The organism is Bradyrhizobium sp. F1.4.3, from assembly GCF_040548375.1.
In the GTDB taxonomy this organism is placed as follows: domain Bacteria; phylum Pseudomonadota; class Alphaproteobacteria; order Rhizobiales; family Xanthobacteraceae; genus Bradyrhizobium.
Genome location: NZ_JBEPRN010000009.1, coordinates 90,726 through 115,775, shown reverse-complemented (window position 1 = coordinate 115,775; position 25,050 = coordinate 90,726). Strand labels below are relative to the sequence as shown.

Here is a 25,050-nt window from a genome sequence, read left to right as displayed (position 1 = left end):
AGCCCGGATTGCGCTGCGCTCAATCCGGGCTACGGGCGCTTCGTCATTCCTCCGCCTTCTCCGGCCCCTCATACGCAATGCCTCGGATCACCGCGGCGCTGCCGAACTTCTTCCGCAAGCTGTCCACGGCCCGCTCCGCATGCGCGGCGCGGCGGTCGAGCATGTCGGTGTCGTCTTTCGCCGAGCCTTCGCGCAGCGCGCTGACGCCGGCGCCCATCAGGCGGAAGGCGGTGCCGTCGATCTCTTTCGCCAGCATCTCGCGGCAGATCGCAAAAATCTTTGCGGCGAGCTGCGTCGGGGCTGCGATCGATTGCGAGCGCGTGCGCTGGCGGAAATCGGCGGTCTTCAGCTTCAGCGTGACGGTCGATCCGGCAAGCTCGCTGCTCTTGAGCCGCGATGACGTCTTCTCGCACAGCCGCCACAGGATCTTCTCCAGTGTTGCGAAGTCGCGGATGTCGGTCTCGAAGGTGGTCTCGCTTGAAATCGTCTTGGCGCCGCGGTCGGCTTCGACGCGGCGGTCGTCGATGCCGCGGGCGAGTCGCCACAGCCGGCGGCCCTCGCTTGGAAACTGCCGCATCAACTCGATCTCGTCGGCCTTCTGGAGGTCGGCGATGATCCGAAAGCCCCGCTGCCCCAGGCGCTCCTGCGTCGCAGGCCCCACGCCAAAAATGAAGCCGACCGGCTTCTCCGCCAGCATCAGGCGCGCTTCCTCCTGATCGAGCGTGGCAAAACCGCGCGGCTTGTCGAGGTCGGAGGCGATCTTGGCCAGGAACTTGTTGCAAGACAGGCCGACCGAAACGCTGATGCCGATGTCGCGTTCGACATCGCGGGCGAAGCGCGCCAGCACCTTTGCCGGGATCATGCCGTGGACGCGCTCGGTGCCGGAGAGGTCGAGAAAGGCTTCGTCGATCGAGAGTGGTTCGACCAGCGGTGTCAACGCCTGCATGGCCTGACGCACCTCACGCCCGACGCGGACATATTTCGCCATGTCCGGCCGGATTACGGTCGCGTGCGGGCAGGCTTCGAGCGCCCTATACATCGGCATCGCCGAGCGCACGCCATAGGTGCGCGCGATGTAACAGGCCGCCGACACCACGCCACGCTTGCCCCCGCCGATGATGACGGGCTTGTCGGCGATCTCTGGATTGTCGCGCTTCTCCACCGTGGCATAGAAGGCGTCGCAATCGATATGGGCGATGGTCAGCCCCGAGAGGCCGCCGTGGCGGACGAGGCGAGGGGACCCGCAGGCGGAACATCGCCGTACACCCATGTCGAGATCGGCCAGACAATCCCGGCAGAAGCAGCGGGGACCGGCCGGGTCGGGGGTGCTCACGGCACGTCGCGCTCCCAGGTCCGGTCACCGAGCGCGTCGCCCAGCACCTGCCGCGCCGCGGCGACGTTGGTCGGATGCAGTTCCGAGGCGGTCGCAAACGCCTTCACGGTCGCGTCATCCCGCATCACGAAATCGAGCACGCTGAGGAGGAAATTCGGGTCCGAGGCGGCATTCCGGAGCGTCTCCGGGCCGACACCTGTCTCGGCCAGGAACAGGCCGAGCCGCTCGGGATCGCCTGCGACGAAGGACAGCGCCTGAATCGCAACGATTTCAGCGACTTCGCGGGGGTTGTGAACAGGCTTTTTCAAGGGGCCGGTTTGCCTTTCCATTAACTTTCAGTGTCTACTTTGGAATCATCATGCCCGAGTCTCGTGCCCAAGTCTCTTGCGACCAAGTCTTGTCTCTTGCGACCAAGTCTTGCGACCCCAGACAAGCAACTGGAAACCACATCGCAGAAAGTCAGCCCTCGGGTTTAACGAAACTAGAGCGAATCTGAGGCTAGTTTGAATCCAGTTTTCGAAGCGCCGGCGAGCGGCGCCTGAGGCGTCATATGTATCGGTCTCCTTGCCAGTCAGGAGGACAGGATGGCTAAAACCGTCCTGATCGTGGAAGACAACGAGCTCAACATGAAGCTCTTCCGCGACCTGTTGGAGGCGCACGGCTACCAGACCTCGGGCACCAGCAACGGCTACGAGGCGCTCGACCTCGTTCGCAAGATGCGGCCCGATCTCGTGCTGATGGATATTCAACTGCCGCAGGTCTCAGGGCTGGAGGTGACGCGCTGGATCAAGGATGATCCGGAGCTGCGCGCCATTCCCGTCGTCGCGGTCACGGCCTTCGCGATGAAGGGCGACGAAGAACGCATCCGCGAGGGCGGCTGCGAAGCCTATTTGTCCAAGCCGATCTCGGTCGGCAAATTCATTGAGACGGTTCGGCGTTTCATCGGGTAGGGAGTGAGTTTCAGTGTCCGCGCGTATCCTCGTCGTCGATGACGTCCCTGCCAACGTCAAACTCCTCGAAGCCCGTCTCTCTGCCGAATATTTCGACGTGATGACCGCCTCGAACGGCACCGAGGCGCTGGCAATCTGCGCCCGCGCCGAATGCGATATCATCCTGCTCGACGTGATGATGCCCGACATGGACGGCTTCGAGGTTTGCCGCCGCCTGAAGAGCGATCCGACCACGCACCACATTCCCGTCGTGATGGTGACGGCGCTCGACAGCCCCGCCGACCGCAACCGCGGGCTGGAGGCCGGCGCCGACGACTTTTTGACAAAACCCGTCTCCGATATCGTGCTGATCGCGCGCGTGCGCTCGCTGACACGGTTGAAGATGATGACGGACGAGCTGCGCATGCGCGCCATCACCTCGCTCGAGATCGGCATGCAGGCGCCGGAGCGCACTGCGGTCGCCGATACCGGCAAGGGCGGACGCATTCTGCTGGTCGATGATCGCCAGTCGTCCTATGAGCGGCTGGCGAGCCTGCTCGCGGCCGAGCACACCGTCGATGTCGAGCCCAATCCGACGGAGGCGTTGTTCCACGCTGCTGAAGGCAATTACGATCTGCTGATCGTCTCGCTCGACCTCAACAATTTCGACGGCCTGCGGCTGTGCAGCCAGGCGCGTTCGCTGGAGCGCACCCGCCACGTGCCGATCCTCGCGATTGCGGAGGCTGAGAACTCGACGCGGCTGCTCCGCGGCCTCGAGATCGGCGTCAACGACTATTTGCTGCGTCCGATCGACAAGACCGAGCTCTTGGCACGCGCACGCACGCAGATCCGCCGTCGCCGCTACACCGATCATCTGCGCGACAACGTGCAGAACTCGATCGAGATGGCGATCACGGACGCACTCACCGGCCTGCATAATCGCCGCTACATGGAGAGCCATCTGGCGACGCTTGCCGAGCAGGCCTCGACCCGCGGCAAGCCCTTGGCGCTGATGATCCTGGACATCGACTACTTCAAGTCGATCAACGACAATTACGGCCACGACGCTGGCGATGACGTGCTGCGCGAATTCGCCGTGCGCGTCCGCAAGTCGATCCGCGGCATCGATCTCGCCTGCCGCTATGGCGGCGAGGAGTTCGTCATCGTGATGCCGGAGACCGACCTTCACGTCGCCGGCATGGTCGCCGAGCGCCTGCGCCGCTCGATCGCCGGCGAGCCCTTTGCCGTCCACAAGGGCACCAAACGCATCGAGGTCACGATCTCGATCGGCCTGACCACGCTGGAGCAGAAGGGCGAGGCCGTCGGCGACGTCCTCAAGCGCGCCGACACCGCGCTCTACCGCGCCAAGCACGACGGCCGCAATCGCGTGGTGTCGCAGGCGGCGTGAGGCTGGCGTCCGCACAAAAAAATCGAAAACAACCCCATGCAAAGTAGCCGGCTGCTGTCGGATCAATGGCTTATGCGTCAGCAAAGCCGTTTGACTCGTCGGGCAAAACAGGAGCATTTTGCTAACATCCCGAACTGGTCCCGCTAGCTCCGCTGTCATTCCCCGCCACCGGGTCTCGCCGTCGGCGAGCCCGATGACAGGCTCCGGTGGGGAACCCAGTATGCCGCGGCGAGTGGCTTGCCCTCTTCGGGGGACGGCAAGGGCTACGGCACGACCAATACCGGCACGCTTCCGTTCGCAAGGACCTCAGATGTTTGGCTCCCCAAAAAGAGCTTCCTGAGGCCGCGACGCCCATGCGAGGCCATGACGATCAAGTCGCAGCCTCTGGACTTTGCTGTCTCGATGATCGCAGTGGCCGGATGTGCATTCGGAACATGCAAAAATTCTGCAGAAATCCCGATCTGCTCCGCCATGGATCGAGCTTCGTTGAGCACTTTGTCCGCGTGTTCCTTGTGAGATGCGTCGTAGCTGTCCATCTCCTCCTGCGAGGGTATAAACCCCGAGGCGTGTCCGCTCCCATAGTCGATGTACATCGGCTCCGTCACGGTGATGATTGTTGCTTTGGCGTTCAGGGCCTTGGCCAGGGCGATCCCGTGCTTAACGCCTTTGCTCGCGACTTCAGATCCATCCGTGCTCAAGAGAATGTCGGCATACATTCGATTGCTCCCGTGCTGGTTGAACCATTCGGCGCTTTTATCTTATCCGTGGTGTGGCATCTGTCCACTCCTTCAGGGATGCAGGGTCACCTGCGTGCGCAGGTGATGACACGGCGTCATGCGGTGGTTAGTGCGGCGGGCGCTTGCCTCGTTTTGCCGTCGGCTTCGGGGCGGTGTCGTCCCCCATATCCACCCCGGCATTCCGCAGCAGCACCTTCGCTGCCTCCTTGGCCGCGCGGGCCATCGCGGGGTCGTCGCGCACGAGGTCCTGCGCGATCGAACCGTCGACCAGCAGCACGAGCTGGGTGGCGAGCGCATCGGCCTCGCTAACGCCGAGCTCGTTCAGCCGCTCGCGAAACCAGACACGGCGGCTTTCCTTGAACGCGATTGCGATCTTCTTCACGGCGCGGTCGGCGGGGCCGAGCTCGGCGACCGCATTGACGAACGGGCAGCCGCGAAAGTCCTTGGCGGCGAACCGGCGTTCCAGCGAATCGAAAGTGGCGAGGATCTGCTCTTCCGGCGGCTTGTCGGAGGGGCGCGCGTGCACGAAGCGACGCTCCAGGTACGCCGCGATCAGCGCGTCCTTGGAGGGGAAGTGATTGTAGAGCGTGCGCTTGGAGATGCCGATCTCGGCCGCGATGGTGTCGACGCCGATGGCGCGAATGCCTTGCAGATAGAACAGCTTGTCGGCGGTCGCGAGGATCCGCTCCTTCATCTCGGATTTTTCGGCGGACGGCATAACACAGACCTGTGTAGCAAGCGCCTTGACAGCGGCGCGCCGTTGCATTCTAGATTACACAGGTCGGTGTAATCAAGCCGGACGATCCACTGCCATGAATTACGGCACCGGAACAAGAAGAACGAGAACAAGAACAAGAACAGGGAGATCAACCATGCCACTGCTGCAGGCGCTCCGCCCGACGCTCCCCATCCTGATCGGCGCCTCGCTGATGCTGACGCTGAGCATGGGCCTGCGGCAATCGCTCGGCATCTTCATGCAGCCGCTGACCCACGATGTCGGCATCTCCGTCTCCGACTTTACGCTTGCGATCGCCGTGCAAAACCTTGCCTGGGGCTTCCTCCAGCCGCTCGCCGGTGCGCTGACCGTGCGCCATGGCTTTCGCGCCATTATGATGGTTGGCGCGCTGCTCTACATTGCCGGGCTCGTATTGATGGCGGGCGCGCAAGGCATGATCTCGGTGATGATCGGGGCAGGGGTCCTGATCGGCACGTCGCTCGCTTGCACCGCCGCCGCGATGGCGATGTCGATCGCAGCGCGCGCGGCGCCGGAGAGTGTGCGCTCGACCGTGCTCGGCATGGTCTCCGCGGCAGGCTCGCTCGGTGCGCTGTTGTCGGCGCCGATCGGGCAAGTGCTCGCCGAAGGCTATGGCTGGCGCTTCGGACTCGGCGGCTTCGTGGTGCTCTCGCTCCTGATGCTGCCGGCGGCGTGGTTTGCCGGGCGGATCGACCGCATACCCCTGCCGAAGACGAGCGGGCTCGGCAATGTTTCGGCGGCGACTGCAACCGCCACGGCGTTCGGCAACGCCTCCTTCGCGGTGATGACCGCGGCCTATTTCGTCTGCGGCATGCAGCTCGTCTTCATCACTACGCACCTGCCGTCCTATCTCCAGATCTGCGGCATGGATCCGATGCTGAGCGCGAAGACGCTGGGCGTGATCGGCGGCTTCAACGTGCTGGGCTCGCTGTTCTTCGGTTGGGCCGGCCAACGCTGGAACAAGCTTGCCCTGCTGGGCGGCATCTACGTCGCGCGCTCGATGGTGCTTGCCTGGTATTTCATGCTGCCGCCGTCGGAGGCCTCGACGCTGGTGTTCGGCGCATTGATGGGCTTTCTCTGGCTCGGCGTCGGCCCGCTGGTGGCGGGTGCAGTCGCCGAGATGTTCGGTTTGCAATGGCAGGCGATGATCCAGGGGCTCGCCTTCATGAGCCATCAGCTTGGCAGCTTCGTCGGCGCTTATGGCGGCGGGCTGATCTATGACGCGCTCGGTTCCTACAACATGGCCTGGCGGATCGGCGTGGCGGTGGGGCTCGCTGCCGGCATCGTCCAGATCGCGTTCGCCCTGATCCGGCCGACTGCGCCGCCGATGCTGCGAACGGCGTAGGCGGAGCGCGTTGTCATAAGTGTCGGCTTCGGAGCGTGGAGCGGATGTCGCGCGGCTTGACCGCGATCGGCCGATTGTGACCCAGAGGAGACATCGCGCCCCATTTGATCAGCTCGTCGGCGGTCGCGAGGAGCGTTTCCGGCACCTCGATGCCGAGCTGTCTGGCGGTTTGAAGGGTCAATGACCGCGAACCGGGTCGAACCGGAGAACTACGGGTTCGCAAGTAGTCTGTTCACCGTCGCCGAATCCAGTCCTGCCGCCACCAACTCTTTCAAGAAAATGTCCTGGTAATCCTGAGGCGGCGTGCTCGGCTTCAGCTTCCGGAACGCCTGCACGATGGCGGGCGTGGCTTTGGCCGACGTGTACTTATCCTCGCGCAACGCCCACATATAACTTCCCCAGGCCATGCCGCCTTCAGACTGGCCGCCAACCCAGGTGTGACGTGTGGCGGCGATCGGGACTCGTTCTATCAGGTTAACCGAGTCCAGCAGGGGAGAGTTGATGGAATCCGCTGTCAGGTAATTGGCTACGCCGGCCTCGATTGCCGAGTAAGACCACTGCAGGTCCTTATCTCCCGGCACCGGACTAAGGAGCACGTTGTGGCTGAACTCGTGAATGACCTTCGCCGGGTTAGCGTGGTCGAGCTTCACATAGATGTCGTCGCCTTCCATATAGGCGTCGTATTCAGCCCTTGGCAGTTGCGTGTGGACATGGATGGTTGGGACTGACTTCGGCGCTAGACCCAGCTCCTTCAAGTACTTGGTGTAGTGCTCCAGCGCCGTTATCAACTGCACCTGGGTCGAGTTGTTGAGCAAGGAAGACGGCGAAAACTTGGCCACCGCGGACTCTATGCTCCCGACGCGATCTTCTAACCCGCGCAGCGAGGTCGCAATCTGGTTGAGCTGCGGCAGCTTATCCTTAAGCAGTGTGTACTGCGCCTCCACGTCGTTCGCCGTTTTCTTGAAGGCAGCGGTCTGGCCTTCGATGCTTGCCAGATCTGTTGTGCTCTTGACGCCGACGAAGGCGAGGATGCCGACTGCGATCGTCGCCGGCACACCGAACGCGATCGCGAACAGCTTGGCCCATTCGCTCAGCCTGGTCGCGGCATTGAGCGCCATGTCTTTCTCGACGGTCTCCTTAGAGATCCATTTGTTCGTGAGCCTGGTTTCGATCCGCTCGTACAGACGTTGTTCGAGATCGGGATCGATGTAGTCGTCGCCAACCCGTTTGCCGCACTTCTTGCAGAAGCGGGTATCTTCGGTGTTCTCGGTATGACAATTGGCGCAGACAAGTCTTGCCATGATGGTCACCACCTACGTGAGATGCCTTCGGCAACGAAGGCTGAACGAAGGCCGAGACCGTTCACGCCGGCGCGCCCAACCTCAGAGGGGTTTGGTGGCGGGACGATTCTCGACAAAGCCCTTTCGATGTCTACCGCAACCTTGCCGCGCAATTTGTGAAATGACCCACAGGCCAGCCAAAAAGGTCGCCCGAAGCTGAAGAACCTACCTTGGTCATGCTTACGAGGGCATGTCTGGGTTTGGCCCATCGGAGAAGTGGCCGCAGCCCTCCACTAGGTCCGCTCACCGAGGCATTGCGGACTAGATTTGCTCATGTTGAGTTCTTCGCGTTTTGACCCGAAGCGGACTGTCCTCCCGATACCCAACAAGAGTGCGCACGCGCGCCTGCCGCAGTTTGTTCGTGCTGGCGCGCAGGGCTCGCGCGGAGTATTTCTGTATGTAGAATGCGCAACAATCCCATCATTGTGCAAAAATACGGCGGCACCTGTCTTGAAACGCCGGCAAAAATCTGCGCGGTCGCGAGCGGTCTCGCCGACCTGCACAGGCGTGGTTATCGGGTCGTAGCGATCGTTTCAGCGATCGGCAAGACCACCGACGAACTTGTTAAGCTCGCCTATCAAGTAAGCCCGCATCCCAGTCGCCGTGAACTTGATATGTTGCTAACCACCGGTGAGCGCATCAGCATGTCTTTAATGAGCATGGCGCTGTCCGATCTCGGCGCACCGGCGATTAGTTTCACCGGCAGTCAAGCCGGAGTGATGACCGACGACTCGCACTCTTCCGCGCGCATTTTGGATGTACGGCCTATTCGCGTGCGCGAGGAGCTCGACCGCGGACGCATCGTGGTTTTGGCCGGCTTTCAGGGCGTGAATCCGGCGACCAAAGAAATCACCACGCTGGGCCGAGGCGGCAGCGACACCACTGCAGTCGCCATGGCAGCTGCGCTAAAAGCCGAATGTTGTCAGATCATCAAAGAGGTCGACGGAGTTTGCTCGGCCGATCCGCGCATCGTGGCGAATTCAAAACCCTTGCGTCAGCTGGATTTTACCTCGCTGTCGGAGATGTGTTTTTGGGGCGCCAAGGTCTTGCATTTTCGCTGCGTGGAGCTCGCACAAAGCCAAAACGTTCCCTTGGTTCTGAAGAAACTGGGCGGCGCCGAACAAAGCACGCAAGTGATGAGAGAGGTTATTGGGATGGAAAGCGGAAAGGTTTTGGCCGTCAACTCAATAGCTCGCATTGAGCATGTGGAGATCGATTCGGCGGATCTCAATCAGGGCTTCGAGAAATTCGCGCGGCATCTTAAACAAAACGGCTTATCCTGGCCGCAGCTCCTCGCGTCGGCTTGCGCCGACGGAAAAACCCGCATCACGATGACTTCCGATTCGGAGTCGCTCGACACGTTGCTGCGCACGCTGGAGAAGAGCAAAGACTTGCGCCAACAGCGGGAGGCCTTGAGTTCGGTGAGCCTCACTTGCTTTGGCGGCGTTTGTTCAGACTTGCCGTTTAAGGCGATTCAGGTTCTGCAACATCACGGGATTGTCGCCGACAAATGCGTTTTGTCACCGCATTCTGTGAATTTGATCATTCCTGCGGAGAACCGCGAGGCCGCGATCAAGGCTTTGCATTCGCTGATCTAGTTGACCGTTTTGCCTAAAATATAACAGCACTCCGCGTGAGACACCGTACGTGAGAAACTCGGCGTGAGGCTGTCGCCCGAGCGGTCACATTGGCGCGGAGCGGAGGGCACGCTCGATCTTCGGACAAGTCACATCTTGACCGCGTTCGCGAAGAGCGTGTCACCCCACTCGTACAAGGGTCGCATGAAGTCAGATTGGGTGTGGATTGCTCGACCTTTGCGATCCCGCCATTTTCGTCCGTAGCTATCGAACGGAAAGTGTCGCATGTAGTAGTCGCAAGTCTCCTCCCAATGTTCGACCGACAATGACTTGCCATAATGTTGGCAATACAGACTGGTCGCCGCGCGTTCTACACCGGCCGGCTCTCGCCCATTCGCGAAGGCGACCCCCGACCGGTTTCGCCACAACATCAGAATGTCCCGCTGTTCCGGGCCGAAGAAACGACGAAAGTCCAGTAGTTCGCAATCGGCACGATAAGGCGCGTTATCGCCAAGAGTCATATAGGCGTCGAACAGTTGAACCCGCACGCCGTCGTAGTCGCTGGAATGAGTTCGTTCGATGTATCCGCGCAGATCTCCGGTAACACGCTCATCCGGATCGAAGCAAAACGTCCAGTCGAACTGCAAGTGTTCGCGCGCCGTTTGCAGCAGAAGTCCGCGATGTCGACGCTCGGCAATCCGGCGCGCCTCGATGTCCGCTTCCCACGACCGATTTGTCACAATCAGAGCGACTTTTGGGTGCCCGCCAAGAATCTCCAGCGTTCGATCCGTACTCGCGTCATCATAGGCGACTATCGCATCCACGTGCTTGCCGACGTAGTCCAGTGCATCTCGGAGAATAAGTGCTTCATTGCGAACGCGGGTGATTCCGATCAGAAAGTGCCGATGACCGACGAGGCCTCTGTTGCAAACAATGATTTGCTCACCGTCGCGGAGCTGCCAACTGCTCGTGCCCGACATGGTCACCACCTGACTGCGACAAAGAATTGGCACCAATGATGGTGGGCGGGCGCAGTAACCGCAAGGGTCAAGAATTGTAGGGCTGATGTTGCCAGCGGTACGCCGCTAACGCGAAATTGGCGACAACCAATCCCGCGGCCCGTTTGGGAGGCGCCCGAAATGGAACGTCGCCTGTTGGCCCATCAGCGAAGTTGCGCCTCGTTTGGTGGAGGTCCGCTCATCGCGCTACAGCGGACCAGATTTGCTCAACTTGAGTTCTTCGCATTTTGACCCAGAGCAGAAGTCGCGCCTAACTTTCCTTGTCGCCCTTGGTGTCAAGGTATCGCAGCAGCCGATGCAAGCCGAGACCGACGAGAACGGGGATCGCCACGAAATCCGGCAACAAAAGAAGTCCCAAGAGCCACGGATTGGTTTGCTTGCGCGGTCGGACCGTCAGACCGTTGACGATGCGGGGTGCCATAGTGGATGCATCGCCAGTAAGCGATTTTGGCAAGTCCTGTGGCGATGATGCCAAGCCGGTCATGCTGCGAAACTACCATCGGTACCCTGGACATCGGTTCACGACTTCGCGATCCGATTTCACAGTGACGATTAAACGAAAATCGAGCGATGACCGTTCTTGGCCCATCGCGTCGATTGGCGCAGCGCGCGGACATGTCCGGGCTCCAGCGCAAAGCGGAAGTCACCGGCTGAGGGGCAACCGATGCGATCGCCCCGCAGAAACTCGGACGCACTCGGCTCATACAACATGGCCTGGCGTATCGGCGTGGCGGTGGGGCTGGCCGCCGGCATCGTCCAGATCGCGTTTGCGCTGATCAAGCCGACCGCGCCGCCCTTGATACGAATCGCATAGGCATCGTCAGCCACTGCTCATTCGTTGGGCGATGCGCTGCTGCGTGAAGCAGCGCGTGGCGCGGTTGCTGCAAAGCAGCAAGCTGGAATCGAAGCGCATTCAGTAGTTTGAATGAAACGTGTTGATGGTGCGAATCTTGCACGTTCTTTAAACAAGAATTGGAACCGTCTCTGACGCTTTCCGGTCTGGCAACAAGGGAAAGGCCGATAAGCCATGAGGCTGGTCGATGCCAGTCTCCAGCCATCGACGCTCGACGACCTGATGGCGCCGAGCCGCGATCATTGTGTCCCGAAAATCCGAGTTGATCACGCTGGCGCCGTCGCGCCGGCGCGAATGATCATCTCTGCGGTTCCACTCCAACAATGCCCAGAAGACATCTCTTGCGACTTGGGAGGACGATGATGGAATCAGGAACATCCACGCGCCAAAGGCTCGTGACGTTGGTGGTCGCATTGCTGGGAATTGCACTTCTTTACCTTGCCCTCGGCGACGTTGCCCTCGCGGAGGATGCGGCCCCGCCGGCCTGCGGCGGCAAGATCCTCGAGAAGTGCACGCCCAATTCCGGCGACACCGCCTGGATGCTCACCTCCGTTGCGCTGGTGCTGATGATGACGGTCCCGGGGCTCGGGCTGTTCTACGGCGGCATGGTGCGCAAGAAGAATGTGGGCGACACCGTGATGACGAGTTTTGCGGTGACTTGCCTGGTCACGATCCTGTTCGCGATCGTGACCTATAGCCTGGCCTTCCGCGCCGGCACGCCGTTCATCGGCGGGCTGGATCGCATGTTCCTGAAGGACATCCTCAGCGACATCGGCAAGGGCGGGATCGGCAATCCCAATCCGCTCGCGGCGACGATTCCCGAAAGCGTCTACATCTGCTTCCAGATGACGTTTGCGATCATCACCCCGGCGCTGATCGCAGGCGCGTTCGCCGAGCGGATGAAGTTCTCCGCGATGCTCTGGTTCATCGGCCTGTGGGCGATCTTCGTCTATGCGCCGATCGCGCATTGGGTGTGGGGCCCTGACGGCATCTTCTCCTCTGGAAACGACGCTGCCTGGGTCAAGGTGCTCGACTTCGCTGGCGGGACCGTCGTGCATATCAATGCCGGCGTGGCGGGCCTGATGTGCGCCATCATGCTCGGCAAGCGCAAGGAGGCGGGACCTGCCCACAACATGGTGCTGACCTTCATCGGCGCCGCGCTGCTCTGGGTCGGCTGGTTCGGCTTCAACGCGGGCTCCGCGGTGACGGCAGGCATGCAGGCCGGCATGGCGATGCTGGTGACGCAGATCGCGACCGCCGTTGCCGGCTTCACCTGGATGCTGGTGGAGTGGTCGCTCAAGGGCAAGCCGACGGTCGTCGGCATCTGCTCGGGTGCGGTTGCAGGTCTCGTCGCCATCACGCCGGCGTCCGGCTTCGTCGGCCCGATCGGCGCGTTCGTGATCGGCATCGCGGCCGGCGTCCTCTGCTATTGGGGATGCACCGGGCTGAAGGCCATGTTCAGCTATGACGATGCGCTCGATTGCTTCGGCGTCCACGCCGTCGGCGGCATCGTCGGCGCACTGCTCACCGGCGTCTTCGCCGTCGAGCAATATGGTGGCACCGCGGGGGCTCTGGAAGGAAACCCGGGCCAGTTCATCAACCAGTGCATCGGCGTCGCCACGGTCTTTGTCTACGACGCCGTGGTCAGCCTGATCATCCTGTACGTGATCAAGCTGTTTATCGGTTTGCGGGTGTCGGAGGATATGGAGCGCGACGGTCTCGACCTCGCACTGCATGGCGAGGTCGTGCACTAGATCGCCGATGATGATGTTGAACTAACCCGGCCATCCGCGCTTGCTCGCGGATGCGCCGGCACGGGAGAAGGCACGATGACCGAGATTTTTGCGCAAGGTGACCTGCTGATCGAGCGGGTATCCGATGTAGCGCCATCGGGAACGCTCGCCGAAACCGCCGAGGGTGCGCCTCTGGTCCTGCTGGAGGGCGAGGCCACGGGACATTGTCATGCGATCCGCGAGCGCGTGACGCTGTTTCGCGATGACGATCTGGCGCGCGACATTCCGGCCGGGCTCTATGTCGGGCATCTCCTGATCGCCTCGGCCTATGCGCGGGTGACGCATCAGGAGCATGCGCCGCTGACGCTGCCGCGAGGGACCTATCGGGTACGTCGCCAGCGCGAGCTCGGGCCACGGGATGCGCGCGTTCTTGCCGACTGAGCGGGCGCTGTCCGCGGAGCAGACGGCGGCGTTTGGCGATTTCCGTGCGCGGTGGAGAGCCATACGACGCTCGACTGCACCTGCCGATCGCGACACCGCGGAGCAGGGCGTGCGTCTTGCCTATCAGGCCGCAGGACTGGAGCCGCCGGCTCGCATCGTCTGGTGCGACGGCCCGCTCGCGCTGGCCAGGCTTGCCGGCCGGATGCCGCACGACGACGGCCGCAATGTGCGCTTTCGTCTCGTCGATCGCCTGCGCCGGCGCATCGCTTCGCGGGTCGAGGCGCGGGTTCACAGGAAGGTGCTTGCCGCGGTCGACAGCGCGGTCAATCCTGCCGACCTGCTGGTCGCCGCTGCGACCGATGCGGTGATACGCAGCGTGCCGGAACAGAATCTGTCCGTGCTGGGCCAGCTGCGCCGAAGCGGCCTGTCGTTCTCCAGCGTGCTACAGGCGCTCGCTGCTCCGCGGGGCTTTTCGACCTGCGCGGTGGGGCCGCACGACCTGTCGTGGCTTGGTGCTTACGACTATCTCCGCGAAGCGCTCGGTCTGCGCGTCGAGACGGAGCCACTACGCGGCCTGATGCAGCTCGCGACGAGCCTCGGCTGGCTGCTGCCGCATGAGCGCACCTGCTGGCTCGCTGAACGCCCGAACCTCATGTGCGCTGACGCGCGCGACCGGCTGCATCACGCAAGCGGTCCGGCGCTGCGTTATCCCGACGGCTGGTCGATCTGGGCCTGGCGCGGGGTGGAGGTGCCCCGCTGGATGATCGAACACCAGGATCGGATCACGCTCGCGTCGATCGACGAGCAGACGGACGTCCAGGTCCGCCGCTGCATGATCGAGATCGTGACACCGGAACGTTACGTCGCGCTCGGCGGCGCCACCCGTGTTGCCGAGGACGAGACCGGAATCCTGTGGCGCCGCAATTGGCTCGCCGCGGACGCCTGGGCGGCCGTGGAGGTCGTCAACGCCACGCCCGAGCCGGACGGCACGCGCAGGCGTTTCTTCCTTCAGGTGCCGGCCAATCTGCGCACGGCGCGGGAAGCGGTCGCATGGACCTACGGCATGAGGGCAGAGGCCTACGCACACCTCGTGCTGAGGACGTGATGCAGCCTGGTCGCCAGATTAGCTGCGGTAGTAGCGCCACATCCGCAGGAACGTGCGATGGATCATGTCCGGCGGCTGATCGAACGGCTCGACATTGATCCGTACCATGTTGGTGTGGCTCATCCGCCAGGGCAGGCGCATCAGCCAGCGCCAGAACGGCTGCTTGCGCCAGTCGGTCACCAGCGCGCTAGTGAGCGGTGCGTTCAGCACGATCTGGAGCTCATGTACCGTCATGGCGCGCTCGGCGATCTCGACAAGATCGATGCGCTCGATGGCGCGCCACCGGATCAGGCCGAAGGCCTGAATGAAGATGCCGTATTGGTTCGCGCCGATCGTGGGCCGGCCGGTCTCGAGCAGCGGAATGTTGTAATAGGTAAACCCGGCCGCGAGCGCCGCGAGCGCAAGCCAGTAGAGCGCGCCCGTGAGAAGCGCAGCAGTGCAGAAGATCGCGGACAGCGCCGCCGTGACGTAGACCGGGAAATAAGTATCGTCGCGGCCATAAGCGACCGAATAGCCACCGACATGTCCCTCGTCCAACGCTGCGATCATGGACGTGGAGGCTACGACCATCGGCCGCAAATAAAAACGGGGCCCAGAGGGCCCCGCAAAAGTCTTCAACGTCCCGCGATCTTACTTGATCTTGGATTCGCGGAATTCGACGTGCTTGCGTGCGACCGGGTCGTACTTCTTCTTGACCAGCTTGTCGGTCATGGTGCGCGAATTCTTCTTGGCGACGTAGTAGAAGCCGGTGTCAGCCGAGGACACGAGCTTGACCTTGATGGTGACCGCTTTGGCCATGTTCAGGACCTCTGAAAATTAAGAGAATCTGGAGCCGGCCAAACGGCCCGCGTTGGCCGGCAACCTAGCCAGAAACCGCCTGATGTCAAGATTTTAGGAACGAGAAACCACTCAAATCGGGCCCATCAGGCCTCGAAGAACCGGTTTTTCGGCCGCGGCAGGCCCAGATTCTCCCTCAAAGTGGGCCCTTCATACTCTTTCCGGAAAATCCCGCGGCGCTGGAGCTCCGGGACCACCTTGTCGACGAAATCGTCAAGGCCGGCCGGCAGGAACGGGAACATGATGTTGAAGCCGTCGGAGCCGCGCCCGACCAGCCATTCCTCCATCTGGTCGGCGATGGTTTGGGCCGTGCCGACGAAGGCTAGCCCGCCATAGCCGCCGACGCGCTGGGCGAGTTGGCGCACGGTCAGCTTGTCGCGAGCGGCGAGATCGACCATGCGCTGCCGGCCGCTCTTGCTGGCGTTGGTCTCGGGAATCGGCGGCAGCGGGCCATCGGGATCGAAGCCGGAAGCATCGGTGCCGAGAATGACCGAGAGCGAGGCGATGGCGCTGTCGTAATGCACGCGGCTGTCGAGGAGGGCGCGCTTCTCCTTGGCCTCGTCGACGCTGTCACCGACCACGACGAAGGCGCCGGGCAGGATCTTCAGGTGTTCGGGATCGCGGCCGACCTTCTCCATGCGGCCCTTGATGTCGGCGTACAGCTTCTGGCCGTCGGCGAGACTGCCGCCGCCGGTGAAGACAGCTTCCGCGGTCTCGGCCGCGAGCTGCCTGCCGTCCTCGGACGCGCCGGCCTGCACGATCACCGGCCAGCCCTGGACGGGGCGGGCGATGTTGAGGGGGCCACGCACCTTCAGATATTGGCCGTTGTGATCGAGCACATGCATCTTCGTCGGATCGACGAACAGGCCTTGTTCGACATCGCGCACGAAGGCGTCGTCGGCAAAGGAGTCCCACAAGCCCGTGACCACGTCGTAGAATTCGCGGGCGCGCTTGTAGCGCTCGGCGTGCTCCATGTGATCGTCGAGGCCGAAATTCAGCGCCGCATCAGGGTTCGATGTCGTGACGATATTCCAGCCCGCGCGCCCGCCGCTGAGATGGTCGAGCGAGGCGAAGCGGCGTGCGACGTGATAGGGCTCGTCGAAGGTGGTCGAGCCCGTTGCGATCAGGCCGATCCGCTCGGTGACGGCCGAGAGCGCCGACAAAAGCGTGAACGGCTCGAACGACGTCACCGTGTGGCTGCGCTTGAGCGCATTGACCGGCATGTTCAGCACGGCGAGGTGATCGGCCATGAAGAAGGCGTCGAACTTGCCGGCCTCGAGCTTCTGAATCAGCGTCTTGATGTGGCCGAAGTTGAAATTGGCGTCCGGCCAGGCCCCCGGATAGCGCCAGGCGCCGGTGTGGATGCTGATCGGGCGCATGAACGCGCCAAGCTTGAGTTGCCGTTGTGCCATCGCGCCCCGTGTCCGTTCTGGGTGTCGTTGGGGAAGACATAGGAATGCCGCGAAACTCCGCCATTGGCAGAGGCGGGAAGATTATTTTGTTTTTCGCGATCCGCTCAGCACAATCCCGTCATCCGGGCTCGCGCTACGCGCGCCCGGAATGACGGAGGAGGGACCTCGAACCAATCAGCGGCTCGGTCCGACCAAGCCATGAACCGTGAGGAGACCCGGCATGGCCGACGCAATGACAGTGGATGGCGGCATCGTCCGCATCGACCGGCCCATGCCATGGATCGGCCGGCTGCTGTCGTTGCCGCTGCTGGCGGCAAGTGCCTATCTGCTCTGGAACGTCGCCCTCGGCCTGCGCCAGGATTTTTCTGGCTTCGGCCGGCTGGCCGATGACCTCGTGCCGGTGCTGGTGTTCACGGGCCTCGGGCTGCTCGTCGGCATACCCGGCCTGATCCTGCTCACGTTTCGCTATTTCGTCGTGCTCAACGAGACGCTGCGCCAGATCGTCATCACCAGGCAGTTCGGCCCGCTGAATATTCGCAAGCACCGCAATCTCGCCGACTATCATTTCATCAGCATCACCGATGACTACGATCCGCAAGCGACGACCTATGACGTCAATCTCTGCGGCAACAAGGGGGCCGAGCCAATTATGCTGATGAGCTTCACCAGGCGCGAGGAGGCGGACAAGCTCGCAAACGAGATCGGCCGCGTCCTCAAGCTGCCGGCGCGCGACTATGTCGGCACCGAGCCGGACGCCGACTGATCAGCTCAAAATATCCTTCTGCATCTTGCCGCCGTAGAAATGGAAGAACGGCACCGGCGCATCGTGGCGGAGCGGACCGGACGCAAGGCGCGTGTCGAGCTCGTTGAGCACATTCCGCGTCATCGGATGCAAATCGGCGAGCGGCTTCGAGCCGAGTTCGACCCAGACCAGTTCGACGAGCTCCGCATCGGCGTGGATCACGCCCTCGACGCGGTGGGTGATCGCGGAGGCATCCGCGGTGAAGAAGCGCGTATCGAACCGCTTGACGCGGCCGGGCGGGGTGATCGCGCGCGCGATCAGGAACAGGCTGGACGGATCGGGCAGCAGGCCCGCATCCGCAAACGGCTTCCAGTTGTCCTCGAGCTTGGGGGCCTTGCCTTCAGCCTTGTCCTGGGCCTTGCGCCCGAGGCAAAGGCCGGTCTCCTCGCAGGCCTCGCGGATCGCGGCAATGGCGAGCGACTTTGCCCGTGAGGGTGGCGTCTTCGGGCTGCCCTTGGCGAGATTGACTTCCAGCTCGGGGGTGATCGGTGCTGCGACCGGCACGCGGTAGTCGGCCTTGTCGACGCGGCCGCCGGGGAACACGAATTTTCCCGGCATGAACACCACCTTGTCGTGACGCTTGCCGACCAGGACCTTTGGAACGGCGCCGCTGCGATCGACCAGGATCAGTGTCGCTGCATCCCGGGGACGGAAATAGGGATGGTGATCGGCCTCCTTGCCTTCGTGGATCTTGCTCTTTTCCACCTGTGTCGCGTCGGTCATTTCCTCACCCAAACTGCTTTTGCTTATGTTGACTACACCGGCGGAATACCATCCGTAGGGTTGTCGTCAAAGCCATGCATGCGCAGAGCCCATTGCAATCCGACCACGGCGCCCTTCACCGGCTGTAGCAGCCCGAGCGAGGCGAAAAATGTGAAGGGCAGGTAGGCTGCGAAGGTAAGCCAGACCGGTGTTGTATAATTGGTCTCGATCCAGAGGATGGACGGCACGGTGATGTGACCAACGATGACGATCACGAGATAGGCGGGCAAATCGTCGGCGCGATGCGGGGTGAAGTCGAGGCCGCAGGCAGAGCAATTGTCCGCCGTCTTCAGAAAGGCGCGGAACAGCTTGCCCTCGCCGCAGCGCGGACAGCGCCCGCGAAGGCCGCGCCTCATCGCGCTCCAGAGGTCGCGCTTCTCGACCAGGCCGGTCTCGCGCGTCCAGATTTTTGGGACCGTGTTCATTGCTACCACGCCTTGCCCTTTGCGCCCTTACCTTTCCCTTTGGCCTTCTTCCCCTTGCCGGACTTCTTCTGCTTCTCCGGCTTGTGCTTCTTCGCCGGACTGCGTCCGGGATGTGCCTTGAACGAGGGGCGGCGTTGCGGACCAGATTGCCTCCGGTTGCGCGGCGCGGTCTCGCCAGTCGACGACAGCAATTCGAAGCGCAGCGCGCCTGCGACAGGTGCTGCTTCTATCAGACGGACATCGACCACGTCACCCAGCTGATGCATGGTGCCGCTGCGTGTGCCGACCAGGGCGTGGCGGCCCTCGTCATAGTTGAAATATTCCGTGCCAAGGGATCGGATCGGAATCAGGCCGTCGGCGCCGGTCTCGGCGAGCTTGACGAACAGGCCGGCGCGCGTGACGCCGGAGACGCGGCCCTGGAAGCTCGAACCGATACGGTCGGCGAGATGGTGGGCGATCAGCCGGTCGACGGTCTCGCGCTCCGCCTTCATCGCGCGCCGTTCGGTCACCGAGATGTGGGCTGCGACCTCGCCGAGGCTTTCCGGTGTCTCGCTGTCGGACAGCGCACCTTCGCCAAGGCCGAGCGCGCGGACCAGCGCGCGGTGGACGACGAGGTCGGCATAGCGGCGGATCGGCGAGGTGAAATGCGCGTAGCGGCGCAGGTTCAGGCCGAAATGACCATAATTCTCCGCGGAATATTCCGCCTGCGCCTGGGCGCGCAGCACGACCTCGCTCACCAGCGGGAAGTGATCGTGGCCTTCGAGCTGCGCCAGCACGCGATTGAACAAAGCCGGGCGCAGCGCGCCGGCTTTCGCGAAGGGGACGTCCAGTGTTTGCAAAAATTCCGCCAGCGCGTGGACCTTCTCCAGCGTCGGCTCGTCATGCACGCGGTAGATCAGCGGCAGCGACTTCTTCTCGAGCATTTCCGCCGCCGCGACATTGGCGAGGATCATGAACTCCTCGATCAGCTTGTGCGCATCGAGTCTATCAGGGACGATGACGCGATCGACCGTGCCGTCGCTCTTCAGCAGGATCTTGCGCTCGGGCAGATCGAGATTGAGCGGATCGCGCTCGTCGCGGGCGCGCTTGACGCAGGCATAGGCGGCATAAAGCGGCCTCAGGATCGGATCGAGCAGGGGGCCGGTGGTGTCGTCCGGCCGGCCGTCGATCGCGGCTTGCGCCTGCGCATAGTTCAGCTTGGCTGCCGAACGCATCAGGATGCGGTGGAAGGTATGCGAGCGCTTCCTCCCGTCCGGGGCAATGATCATCCGCACCGCGAGCGCGCCGCGCGGCTCGCCCGGCACCAGCGAACAGAGATTGTTCGAGATGCGCTCCGGGAGCATCGGCACGACGCGGTCGGGGAAATAGACCGAATTGCCGCGGTCGAGCGCATCGCGGTCGAGCGCGGTGCCCGGCCGGACGTAGAAGCTCACATCCGCAATGGCAACATCGACGATGAAGCCGCCCTTGTTGCTCGGATCGGGATCCGCTTGCGCATGCACCGCGTCGTCGTGATCCTTCGCATCCGGCGGATCAATGGTGACGAGCAGGACGTCGCGCCAGTCCTCGCGCCCTTTCAGGTTCGCGGGCTCTGCCGCTTCCGCCTCGCGCTCCGCGGCGGGCGAGAATTGCAGCGGGATGTCGTGGGCGTAGATCGCGATCAGGCTGATCGCCTTCTCCGTCTTGACCGAGCCGAGCTTCTCCTTGACCCGGCCTGAGGCCAGGCCAAAGCTGCGGGAGCGGACGATGTCGACGCTGACGAGGTCGCCGTCCTGTGCGCCGCTCGTCTCGGTCGGGGCGATGTTCAGCTCGCGGTCGGCGGACTTCTTGTCGACCGGGATGAGCCGTCCACCGCCTTCGGGCAGGCTGCGGAACACGCCGAGGATGCGGCTCTTGGCCTTGTCGAAGACCTTGATGATGTGGCCGCGATAGGCCGGGCCTTCGGTCTCGTCCGAGCGCTCGACGCGCAGCAGCACGCGGTCGCGGACGCCGGCGACGGTGCCCGGCTTTGGCCGGCGCGGCATCTGGATGCGGATTTTTGGCGGCTCGCCGCCTTCGACCTCGTCCCATTCGGTGGGGGAGGCGATCAGCTCGCCGTCAGCGTCGCGGCCGGTGATGTCGGCGACCAGCGTCGGCGGCAGGCTGTCCGGCTCTGAAATCGTGTGGCGCTTTTTCTTGACGACACCGTCGTCGGCGAGCTCGCGCAGCATGCGCTTGAGCTCGATGCGATCGGCGTTCTTCAGGCCGAACTCGCGCGCAATTTCGCGGGTTCCGACGTTTCCCTGATTTGCCTTGATGAAGGCGACGATGGCGTTCCGATCGGGAAAGCCATGGTCATTCTTGCGTTTCACTTAACCTCTAAGTCGTGCCGGCACTTTTCTTGGCCGGAGCTTTGGCGGCGGGGGCCTTGGTCGGCGACGTCTTGGCCGTCGACGACACGGCAGCGCGCGCCTTGCTGGTGGATTCTGATTTGGTTTTGGCCGCGGCTTTCTTCGCGGCCGGCTTTTTGGTTTTCGGCGCGGCGTCCGCGCCATCGGCGGTTTTGGCTGCCTTGGTCGCCTTCTTCGCCGTCTTGGTGGTCTTCTTGGGCTTGCCGCCACCCTTGGCCGCGCGCTCGTCGATCAGTGCGATCGCCTGCGCCAGCGTGACCGCATCCTTTTCGAACTCGGCGGGAATCGTCGCGTTGACGCCGCCGGCTGTGACGTAGGGGCCATAGCGGCCGCCCTTCACCGTGACGGTGCCGAGCGTCGGATGATCGCCGATCGCCTTGCCCGGATCGGCGCCGAAACGGCGGCTCGGGCCCTTCGCAACCTTCTCCGCAATCAGCGTCACCGCGCGGTTGAGGCCGATGTCGAAGACCTCGTCGCCGGCCTCCAGGCTGGCGTAGGTCTTCTCGTGCTTCACGAACGGCCCGAAGCGACCGAGGCCCGCGGTGATGGGCTCACCGGTCTCCGGATGCTTGCCGATCTCGCGCGGCAGCGACAACAGTTTGAGCGCGAGCTCGAGCTCGACATCGCCGGGCGAGGTGCCCTTCGGGATGCCGGCGCGCTTCGGCTTCTCGCCTTCGGCATAATCCTTCTGCTCGCCGAGCTGGATATAGGGGCCGAAGCGGCCGGCCTTGACCCAGACGTCGAAGCCGGTGTTGGGATCCTGTCCCAGCGACCGGTCGGCGCTGGCTTCGCCATCGGCGGCAAGCTGACGGGTGTAGCGGCATTCCGGATAGTTCGAGCAGCCGACGAAGGCGCCGAACTTGCCGGCCTTCAGATTGAGACGGCCGTTGCCGCAGCTCGGGCACTGCCTGATGTCGCCGCCATCGGCGCGCGGCGGATAGATGTGCTGTCCGAGCATGTCGTCGAGGACATCAAGCACCTGCGCGACGCGCAGATCCTTGATCTCGTCGACGGCGCCGATGAAGTCGCGCCAAAAGTCCTTCAGGACCTGCTGCCAGGAAATCTCGTTGTTGGAGATGCGGTCGAGCTGCTCTTCCAGATTGGCGGTGAAGTCGTATTCGACATAGCGGGCGAAGAAGCTTTCCAGGAACGCGACCACGACGCGGCCCTTGTCCTCGCCGTGCAGGCGCTTCTTCTCCAGCTTGACATAGCCGCGGTCCTTCAGGACCTGGAGGATCGAGGCGTAGGTCGAGGGCCGGCCGATGCCGAGCTCTTCCATTCGCTTGACCAGCGACGCTTCGGAGAAGCGCGGCGGCGGCTCGGTGAAATGCTGGGTGACGGCGAGCGACTGCCGCTTCAGGGCGTCGCCCGAACTCATTGCCGGCAGACGACGGGAATCTTCATCCTCCTCGTCGTCGCGGCCTTCCTGGTAGAGCGCGAGAAAACCGTCGAACTTGACGACCTGGCCGGTGGCGCGCAGCTCCAGCGTGCGGCCGCCGACCTTTGCCGTGATGTCGACGGTGGTGCGCTCGAGTTCGGCCGATTCCATCTGGCTGGCGATGGTGCGCTTCCAGATCAGCTCATACAGCCTGGCCTGGTCGGAATCGAGCTTGCGGCTCATGCTGTCGGGGCGGCGGGAGAGGTCGGTCGGGCGGATCGCCTCGTGGGCTTCCTGCGCGTTCTTGGCCTTGGCCTGGTACTGGCGCGGCGCGTCCGGCACGTAGGCGTTGCCGTAATCCTCGCCGATCACCTTGCGTGCCTGCGTGATCGCGGATGGGTCGATCTGCACGCCGTCGGTACGCATATAAGTAATGAGTCCGGTGGTCTCGCCACCGATGTCGATGCCCTCATAGAGGCGCTGCGCGATCCGCATGGTGTGGGCCGGTGCAAAGCCGTATTTGCGGCTGGCTTCCTGCTGGAGCGTCGAGGTGGTGAAGGGCGCCTGCGGATTGCGCCGGGCCGGCTTGGCGTCGACCGCGGTCACCGCGTAGGCGGCGGCTTCCAGCGCCTTCTTGAAGTCCTCGGCTTCCGCGCCGGTGCCGATGTCGAGACGCTGGATCTTCTTGCCGTCGGCGCCGACGAGACGCGCTTCAAACGCATCGCCGCGCGGCGTCAGCAGGCTCGCGATCAGCGACCAATATTCGCGCGCAACGAACTTCTCGATCTCCAGTTCACGGTCGCAGACGAGCCGCAGCGCCACCGACTGCACACGGCCGGCCGAGCGGGCGCCGGGCAGCTTGCGCCACAATACGGGGGAGAGGGTGAAGCCGACCAGGTAGTCCAGCGCGCGGCGCGCCATATAGGCATCGACCAGCGCGCCGTCGATCTGGCGCGGATGCTTCATCGCGTCGGTGACCGCCTGCTTGGTGATGGCGTTGAACACCACGCGTTCGATCTTGTGGTCCTTCAGCGCGCGCTTTTCCTTCAACACCTCCAGCACGTGCCAGGAGATCGCCTCACCCTCGCGATCAGGGTCGGTGGCCAGAATCAGGCGGTCGGCACCCTTCAGGGACTTGGCGATGTCGTTGAGCCGGCCGGCCGCCTTAGGGTCGATCTCCCAGATCATCTTGAAATTGGCGTCCGGATCGACGGAACCGTTCTTCGCCGGCAAGTCCCGGACATGGCCGAACGAGGCCAGAACCTCGTAGGACGAGCCCAGATACTTGTTGATCGTCTTGGCTTTCGCCGGCGACTCCACAATGACGATATTCATGTAGTTCCAGTGACTTATGGGAAAATTGTGGGCCGAATTCGAAAGGATTCGGGTCGGCCGTTTCGACCCGAACATGGGTGGTGAGGCCCCCGCTGTCAAATCGAAGGGTGTTGAAAGGCCCTCGAATGGGAAAAGTTTCATATCGAAAAAGTTGCAAACTACCACCTTGGAGTTGCGATTAATGTGGGCGTACAGTTCGCCCGGGGCATGGATTCGGGTGGGGTCTGGTGACAAAGCCAGGGAAGAGACGGGCGCGCGCCGCATCGGGCGTGCAGGGGCGCGCGCGCAACGAGGAACCGGGGGAGGGCGGGGCGGATGAGGCGGTTGCCTTCATCGCCGAGCAGGTCGCCGCGTTGCGCAAGCTCGCCGAGCGACACAAGCTCGACGTGTTGCATTATCTCCTGGGCATGACGCAGCTCGAGGCCGACGAGCATCTGAGGGTGCGGAGCAAGCGCAAGCTGTCGTGAGGCTCTAGTGTCGTCCCGGCCGAGTGCGCAATTGCGCACGGGGGCCGGGACCCATACCGCGGAGTCCATCGACCTGAGCGTGGTGCCAATCCCGAACGACCAGTCTTCGCCTAACATCTCCATGTGGTTATGGGTCCCGGCCTTCGCCGGGACGACACTAAGATCGTGCGTAACGTTATCCCGCCGGTCGCCGGCGCGGCGCTGGCCGCAGCTTCAGCGTGGTATCCGCCTGGCTGAGCAACCGCCCGTCCTCCGCGCGCAGCTCGAGCTTTCGCACCGGGCGGCCCTTTTCGCGATCGACCAGGATGGTTGCGATCTCCTCGGGGCGGTCGTCGAACGCCTCACTCCATTGCCGCAGCGCGACCAGGATCGGAAAGGTGCCGCGCCCTTTCGGGGTCAGCACATATTCCTGATAGGCGCTGCCATCCGAGGCGGGGGCGGTCGCCAAAATGCCGTGGTCGACCAGCGCGCGCAGCCGCACGGCCAAGATGTTCTTCGCCATGCCGAGCTTGTTCTGAAACTCGCCGAAGCGGCGCAAGCCGAACAACGCCTCGCGGATGATCAGCAGCGACCACCAATCGCCGATCGCTTCCAGCGACCGCGCGATCGGGCAGGCGTCGCCCTCGAAGCTCGTTCGTTTCACCATGGTCCCGGTCCCGTCGCGCCTG

24 protein-coding genes and 1 pseudogene are annotated in these 25,050 nt (G+C 63.1%); 10 read left to right on the top strand and 15 right to left on the bottom strand.

Annotation, left to right across the window (positions count from 1 at the left end):
• Window positions 1-43: 43 nt before the first annotated feature.
• Both ABIB73_RS22955 and ABIB73_RS22950 read right to left on the bottom strand, forming a co-directional pair.
• The gene (locus ABIB73_RS22955; protein WP_354227587.1) at window positions 44-1,333 is read right to left on the bottom strand and encodes a DNA polymerase IV; all 1,290 of its coding nucleotides are present in this window, start codon (window positions 1,331-1,333) and stop codon (window positions 44-46) included.
• Complete coding sequence (locus ABIB73_RS22950) at window positions 1,330-1,641, bottom strand: DUF3572 domain-containing protein (RefSeq protein ID WP_045012358.1); 312 nt, start codon at window positions 1,639-1,641, stop codon at window positions 1,330-1,332. The genes ABIB73_RS22955 and ABIB73_RS22950 overlap by 4 nt, the downstream gene beginning before the upstream one ends.
• Before the next feature lie 276 nt (window positions 1,642-1,917).
• Here ABIB73_RS22950 and ABIB73_RS22945 point away from each other — a divergent pair, with 276 nt between their 5' ends.
• The gene (locus ABIB73_RS22945) at window positions 1,918-2,283 is read left to right on the top strand and encodes a response regulator (RefSeq protein WP_008566616.1); all 366 of its coding nucleotides are present in this window, start codon (window positions 1,918-1,920) and stop codon (window positions 2,281-2,283) included.
• Window positions 2,284-2,296: 13 nt separating this feature from the next.
• Window positions 2,297-3,670, top strand: coding sequence for a PleD family two-component system response regulator (locus ABIB73_RS22940; protein WP_354227585.1), 1,374 nt, complete (start codon window positions 2,297-2,299; stop codon window positions 3,668-3,670).
• 263 nt (window positions 3,671-3,933) lie between these two features.
• Here the strand turns inward: ABIB73_RS22940 and ABIB73_RS22935 are convergent, their stop codons facing one another.
• The gene (locus tag ABIB73_RS22935) at window positions 3,934-4,386 is read right to left on the bottom strand and encodes a universal stress protein (RefSeq protein ID WP_354227583.1); all 453 of its coding nucleotides are present in this window, start codon (window positions 4,384-4,386) and stop codon (window positions 3,934-3,936) included.
• 127 nt (window positions 4,387-4,513) lie between these two features.
• Window positions 4,514-5,101, bottom strand: coding sequence for a TetR/AcrR family transcriptional regulator (locus tag ABIB73_RS22930; protein ID WP_354227860.1), 588 nt, complete (start codon window positions 5,099-5,101; stop codon window positions 4,514-4,516).
• A gap of 178 nt (window positions 5,102-5,279) precedes the next feature.
• Between ABIB73_RS22930 and ABIB73_RS22925 the strand changes: the two genes are divergently transcribed.
• Window positions 5,280-6,506, top strand: coding sequence for an MFS transporter (locus tag ABIB73_RS22925; RefSeq protein ID WP_354227581.1), 1,227 nt, complete (start codon window positions 5,280-5,282; stop codon window positions 6,504-6,506).
• A 209-nt stretch (window positions 6,507-6,715) separates the two neighbouring features.
• Here the strand turns inward: ABIB73_RS22925 and ABIB73_RS22920 are convergent, their stop codons facing one another.
• Complete coding sequence (locus tag ABIB73_RS22920) at window positions 6,716-7,807, bottom strand: zinc ribbon domain-containing protein (protein ID WP_354227579.1); 1,092 nt, start codon at window positions 7,805-7,807, stop codon at window positions 6,716-6,718.
• Window positions 7,808-8,250: 443 nt separating this feature from the next.
• Between ABIB73_RS22920 and ABIB73_RS22915 the strand changes: the two genes are divergently transcribed.
• Window positions 8,251-9,444, top strand: a complete 1,194-nt coding sequence (locus ABIB73_RS22915) for an aspartate kinase (protein WP_354227577.1) — start codon at window positions 8,251-8,253, stop codon at window positions 9,442-9,444.
• Window positions 9,445-9,572: 128 nt separating this feature from the next.
• Here the strand turns inward: ABIB73_RS22915 and ABIB73_RS22910 are convergent, their stop codons facing one another.
• Both ABIB73_RS22910 and ABIB73_RS22905 read right to left on the bottom strand, forming a co-directional pair.
• Window positions 9,573-10,403: a glycosyltransferase family protein gene (locus ABIB73_RS22910; RefSeq protein ID WP_354227575.1), complete on the bottom strand. Its 831-nt coding sequence runs from the start codon at window positions 10,401-10,403 to the stop codon at window positions 9,573-9,575.
• A 289-nt stretch (window positions 10,404-10,692) separates the two neighbouring features.
• Window positions 10,693-10,926, bottom strand: coding sequence for a hypothetical protein (locus tag ABIB73_RS22905; RefSeq protein WP_354227573.1), 234 nt, complete (start codon window positions 10,924-10,926; stop codon window positions 10,693-10,695).
• A gap of 204 nt (window positions 10,927-11,130) precedes the next feature.
• Here ABIB73_RS22905 and ABIB73_RS37630 point away from each other — a divergent pair.
• From ABIB73_RS37630 to ABIB73_RS22885, 4 genes and pseudogenes are all read left to right on the top strand, one after another.
• Window positions 11,131-11,256: pseudogene (locus tag ABIB73_RS37630) on the top strand (MFS transporter); the annotation flags it as partial.
• Window positions 11,257-11,654: 398 nt separating this feature from the next.
• The gene (locus tag ABIB73_RS22895; RefSeq protein ID WP_354227569.1) at window positions 11,655-13,049 is read left to right on the top strand and encodes an ammonium transporter; all 1,395 of its coding nucleotides are present in this window, start codon (window positions 11,655-11,657) and stop codon (window positions 13,047-13,049) included.
• A gap of 75 nt (window positions 13,050-13,124) precedes the next feature.
• Window positions 13,125-13,469, top strand: a complete 345-nt coding sequence (locus tag ABIB73_RS22890) for a DUF8820 family protein (protein ID WP_354227567.1) — start codon at window positions 13,125-13,127, stop codon at window positions 13,467-13,469.
• A 109-nt stretch (window positions 13,470-13,578) separates the two neighbouring features.
• Complete coding sequence (locus ABIB73_RS22885; RefSeq protein WP_354227565.1) at window positions 13,579-14,574, top strand: DUF6745 domain-containing protein; 996 nt, start codon at window positions 13,579-13,581, stop codon at window positions 14,572-14,574.
• A gap of 18 nt (window positions 14,575-14,592) precedes the next feature.
• On the opposite strand, the gene ABIB73_RS22880 is transcribed toward ABIB73_RS22885, so the two are convergent.
• From ABIB73_RS22880 to ABIB73_RS22870, 3 genes are all read right to left on the bottom strand, one after another.
• Window positions 14,593-15,123, bottom strand: a complete 531-nt coding sequence (locus ABIB73_RS22880) for a hypothetical protein (RefSeq protein WP_354227563.1) — start codon at window positions 15,121-15,123, stop codon at window positions 14,593-14,595.
• An 81-nt stretch (window positions 15,124-15,204) separates the two neighbouring features.
• Window positions 15,205-15,372, bottom strand: coding sequence for a 50S ribosomal protein L33 (gene rpmG / locus ABIB73_RS22875; protein ID WP_045008041.1), 168 nt, complete (start codon window positions 15,370-15,372; stop codon window positions 15,205-15,207).
• Between the two features lie 125 nt (window positions 15,373-15,497).
• Entirely contained in the window at window positions 15,498-16,823 is a 1,326-nt protein-coding gene (locus tag ABIB73_RS22870; protein WP_354227561.1) for an LLM class flavin-dependent oxidoreductase, read from the bottom strand.
• Window positions 16,824-17,043: 220 nt separating this feature from the next.
• Here ABIB73_RS22870 and ABIB73_RS22865 point away from each other — a divergent pair, with 220 nt between their 5' ends.
• Window positions 17,044-17,586 (top strand): hypothetical protein, encoded by a 543-nt coding sequence (locus ABIB73_RS22865; protein ID WP_354227559.1) that lies wholly within the window; start codon window positions 17,044-17,046, stop codon window positions 17,584-17,586.
• Here ABIB73_RS22865 and ABIB73_RS22860 read toward each other — a convergent pair whose 3' ends face one another.
• Genes ABIB73_RS22860 through topA form a run of 4 tightly spaced genes read right to left on the bottom strand, consistent with a single transcriptional unit; the run spans window position 17,587 to window position 23,915 of the window.
• Window positions 17,587-18,348 (bottom strand): NUDIX hydrolase, encoded by a 762-nt coding sequence (locus ABIB73_RS22860; protein WP_354227557.1) that lies wholly within the window; start codon window positions 18,346-18,348, stop codon window positions 17,587-17,589.
• Between the two features lie 32 nt (window positions 18,349-18,380).
• Complete coding sequence (locus tag ABIB73_RS22855; protein ID WP_502918452.1) at window positions 18,381-18,821, bottom strand: DUF983 domain-containing protein; 441 nt, start codon at window positions 18,819-18,821, stop codon at window positions 18,381-18,383.
• Window positions 18,815-21,163, bottom strand: coding sequence for a ribonuclease R (rnr, locus tag ABIB73_RS22850; RefSeq protein ID WP_354227553.1), 2,349 nt, complete (start codon window positions 21,161-21,163; stop codon window positions 18,815-18,817). Before rnr ends, ABIB73_RS22855 begins: the two co-directional genes overlap by 7 nt.
• A 7-nt stretch (window positions 21,164-21,170) precedes the next feature.
• Window positions 21,171-23,915: a type I DNA topoisomerase gene (topA, locus tag ABIB73_RS22845; protein WP_354227551.1), complete on the bottom strand. Its 2,745-nt coding sequence runs from the start codon at window positions 23,913-23,915 to the stop codon at window positions 21,171-21,173.
• 227 nt (window positions 23,916-24,142) lie between these two features.
• On the opposite strand from topA, the gene ABIB73_RS22840 reads away from it, so the two are divergent.
• Window positions 24,143-24,382, top strand: coding sequence for a hypothetical protein (locus ABIB73_RS22840; protein WP_354227549.1), 240 nt, complete (start codon window positions 24,143-24,145; stop codon window positions 24,380-24,382).
• 175 nt (window positions 24,383-24,557) lie between these two features.
• Here the strand turns inward: ABIB73_RS22840 and ABIB73_RS22835 are convergent, their stop codons facing one another.
• Window positions 24,558-25,028 carry a winged helix-turn-helix transcriptional regulator gene (locus tag ABIB73_RS22835; protein ID WP_354227547.1) on the bottom strand — a complete coding sequence of 157 codons (471 nt, stop codon included), beginning with the start codon at window positions 25,026-25,028 and terminating at the stop codon, window positions 24,558-24,560.
• Between the last annotated feature and the right edge of the window lie 22 nt (window positions 25,029-25,050).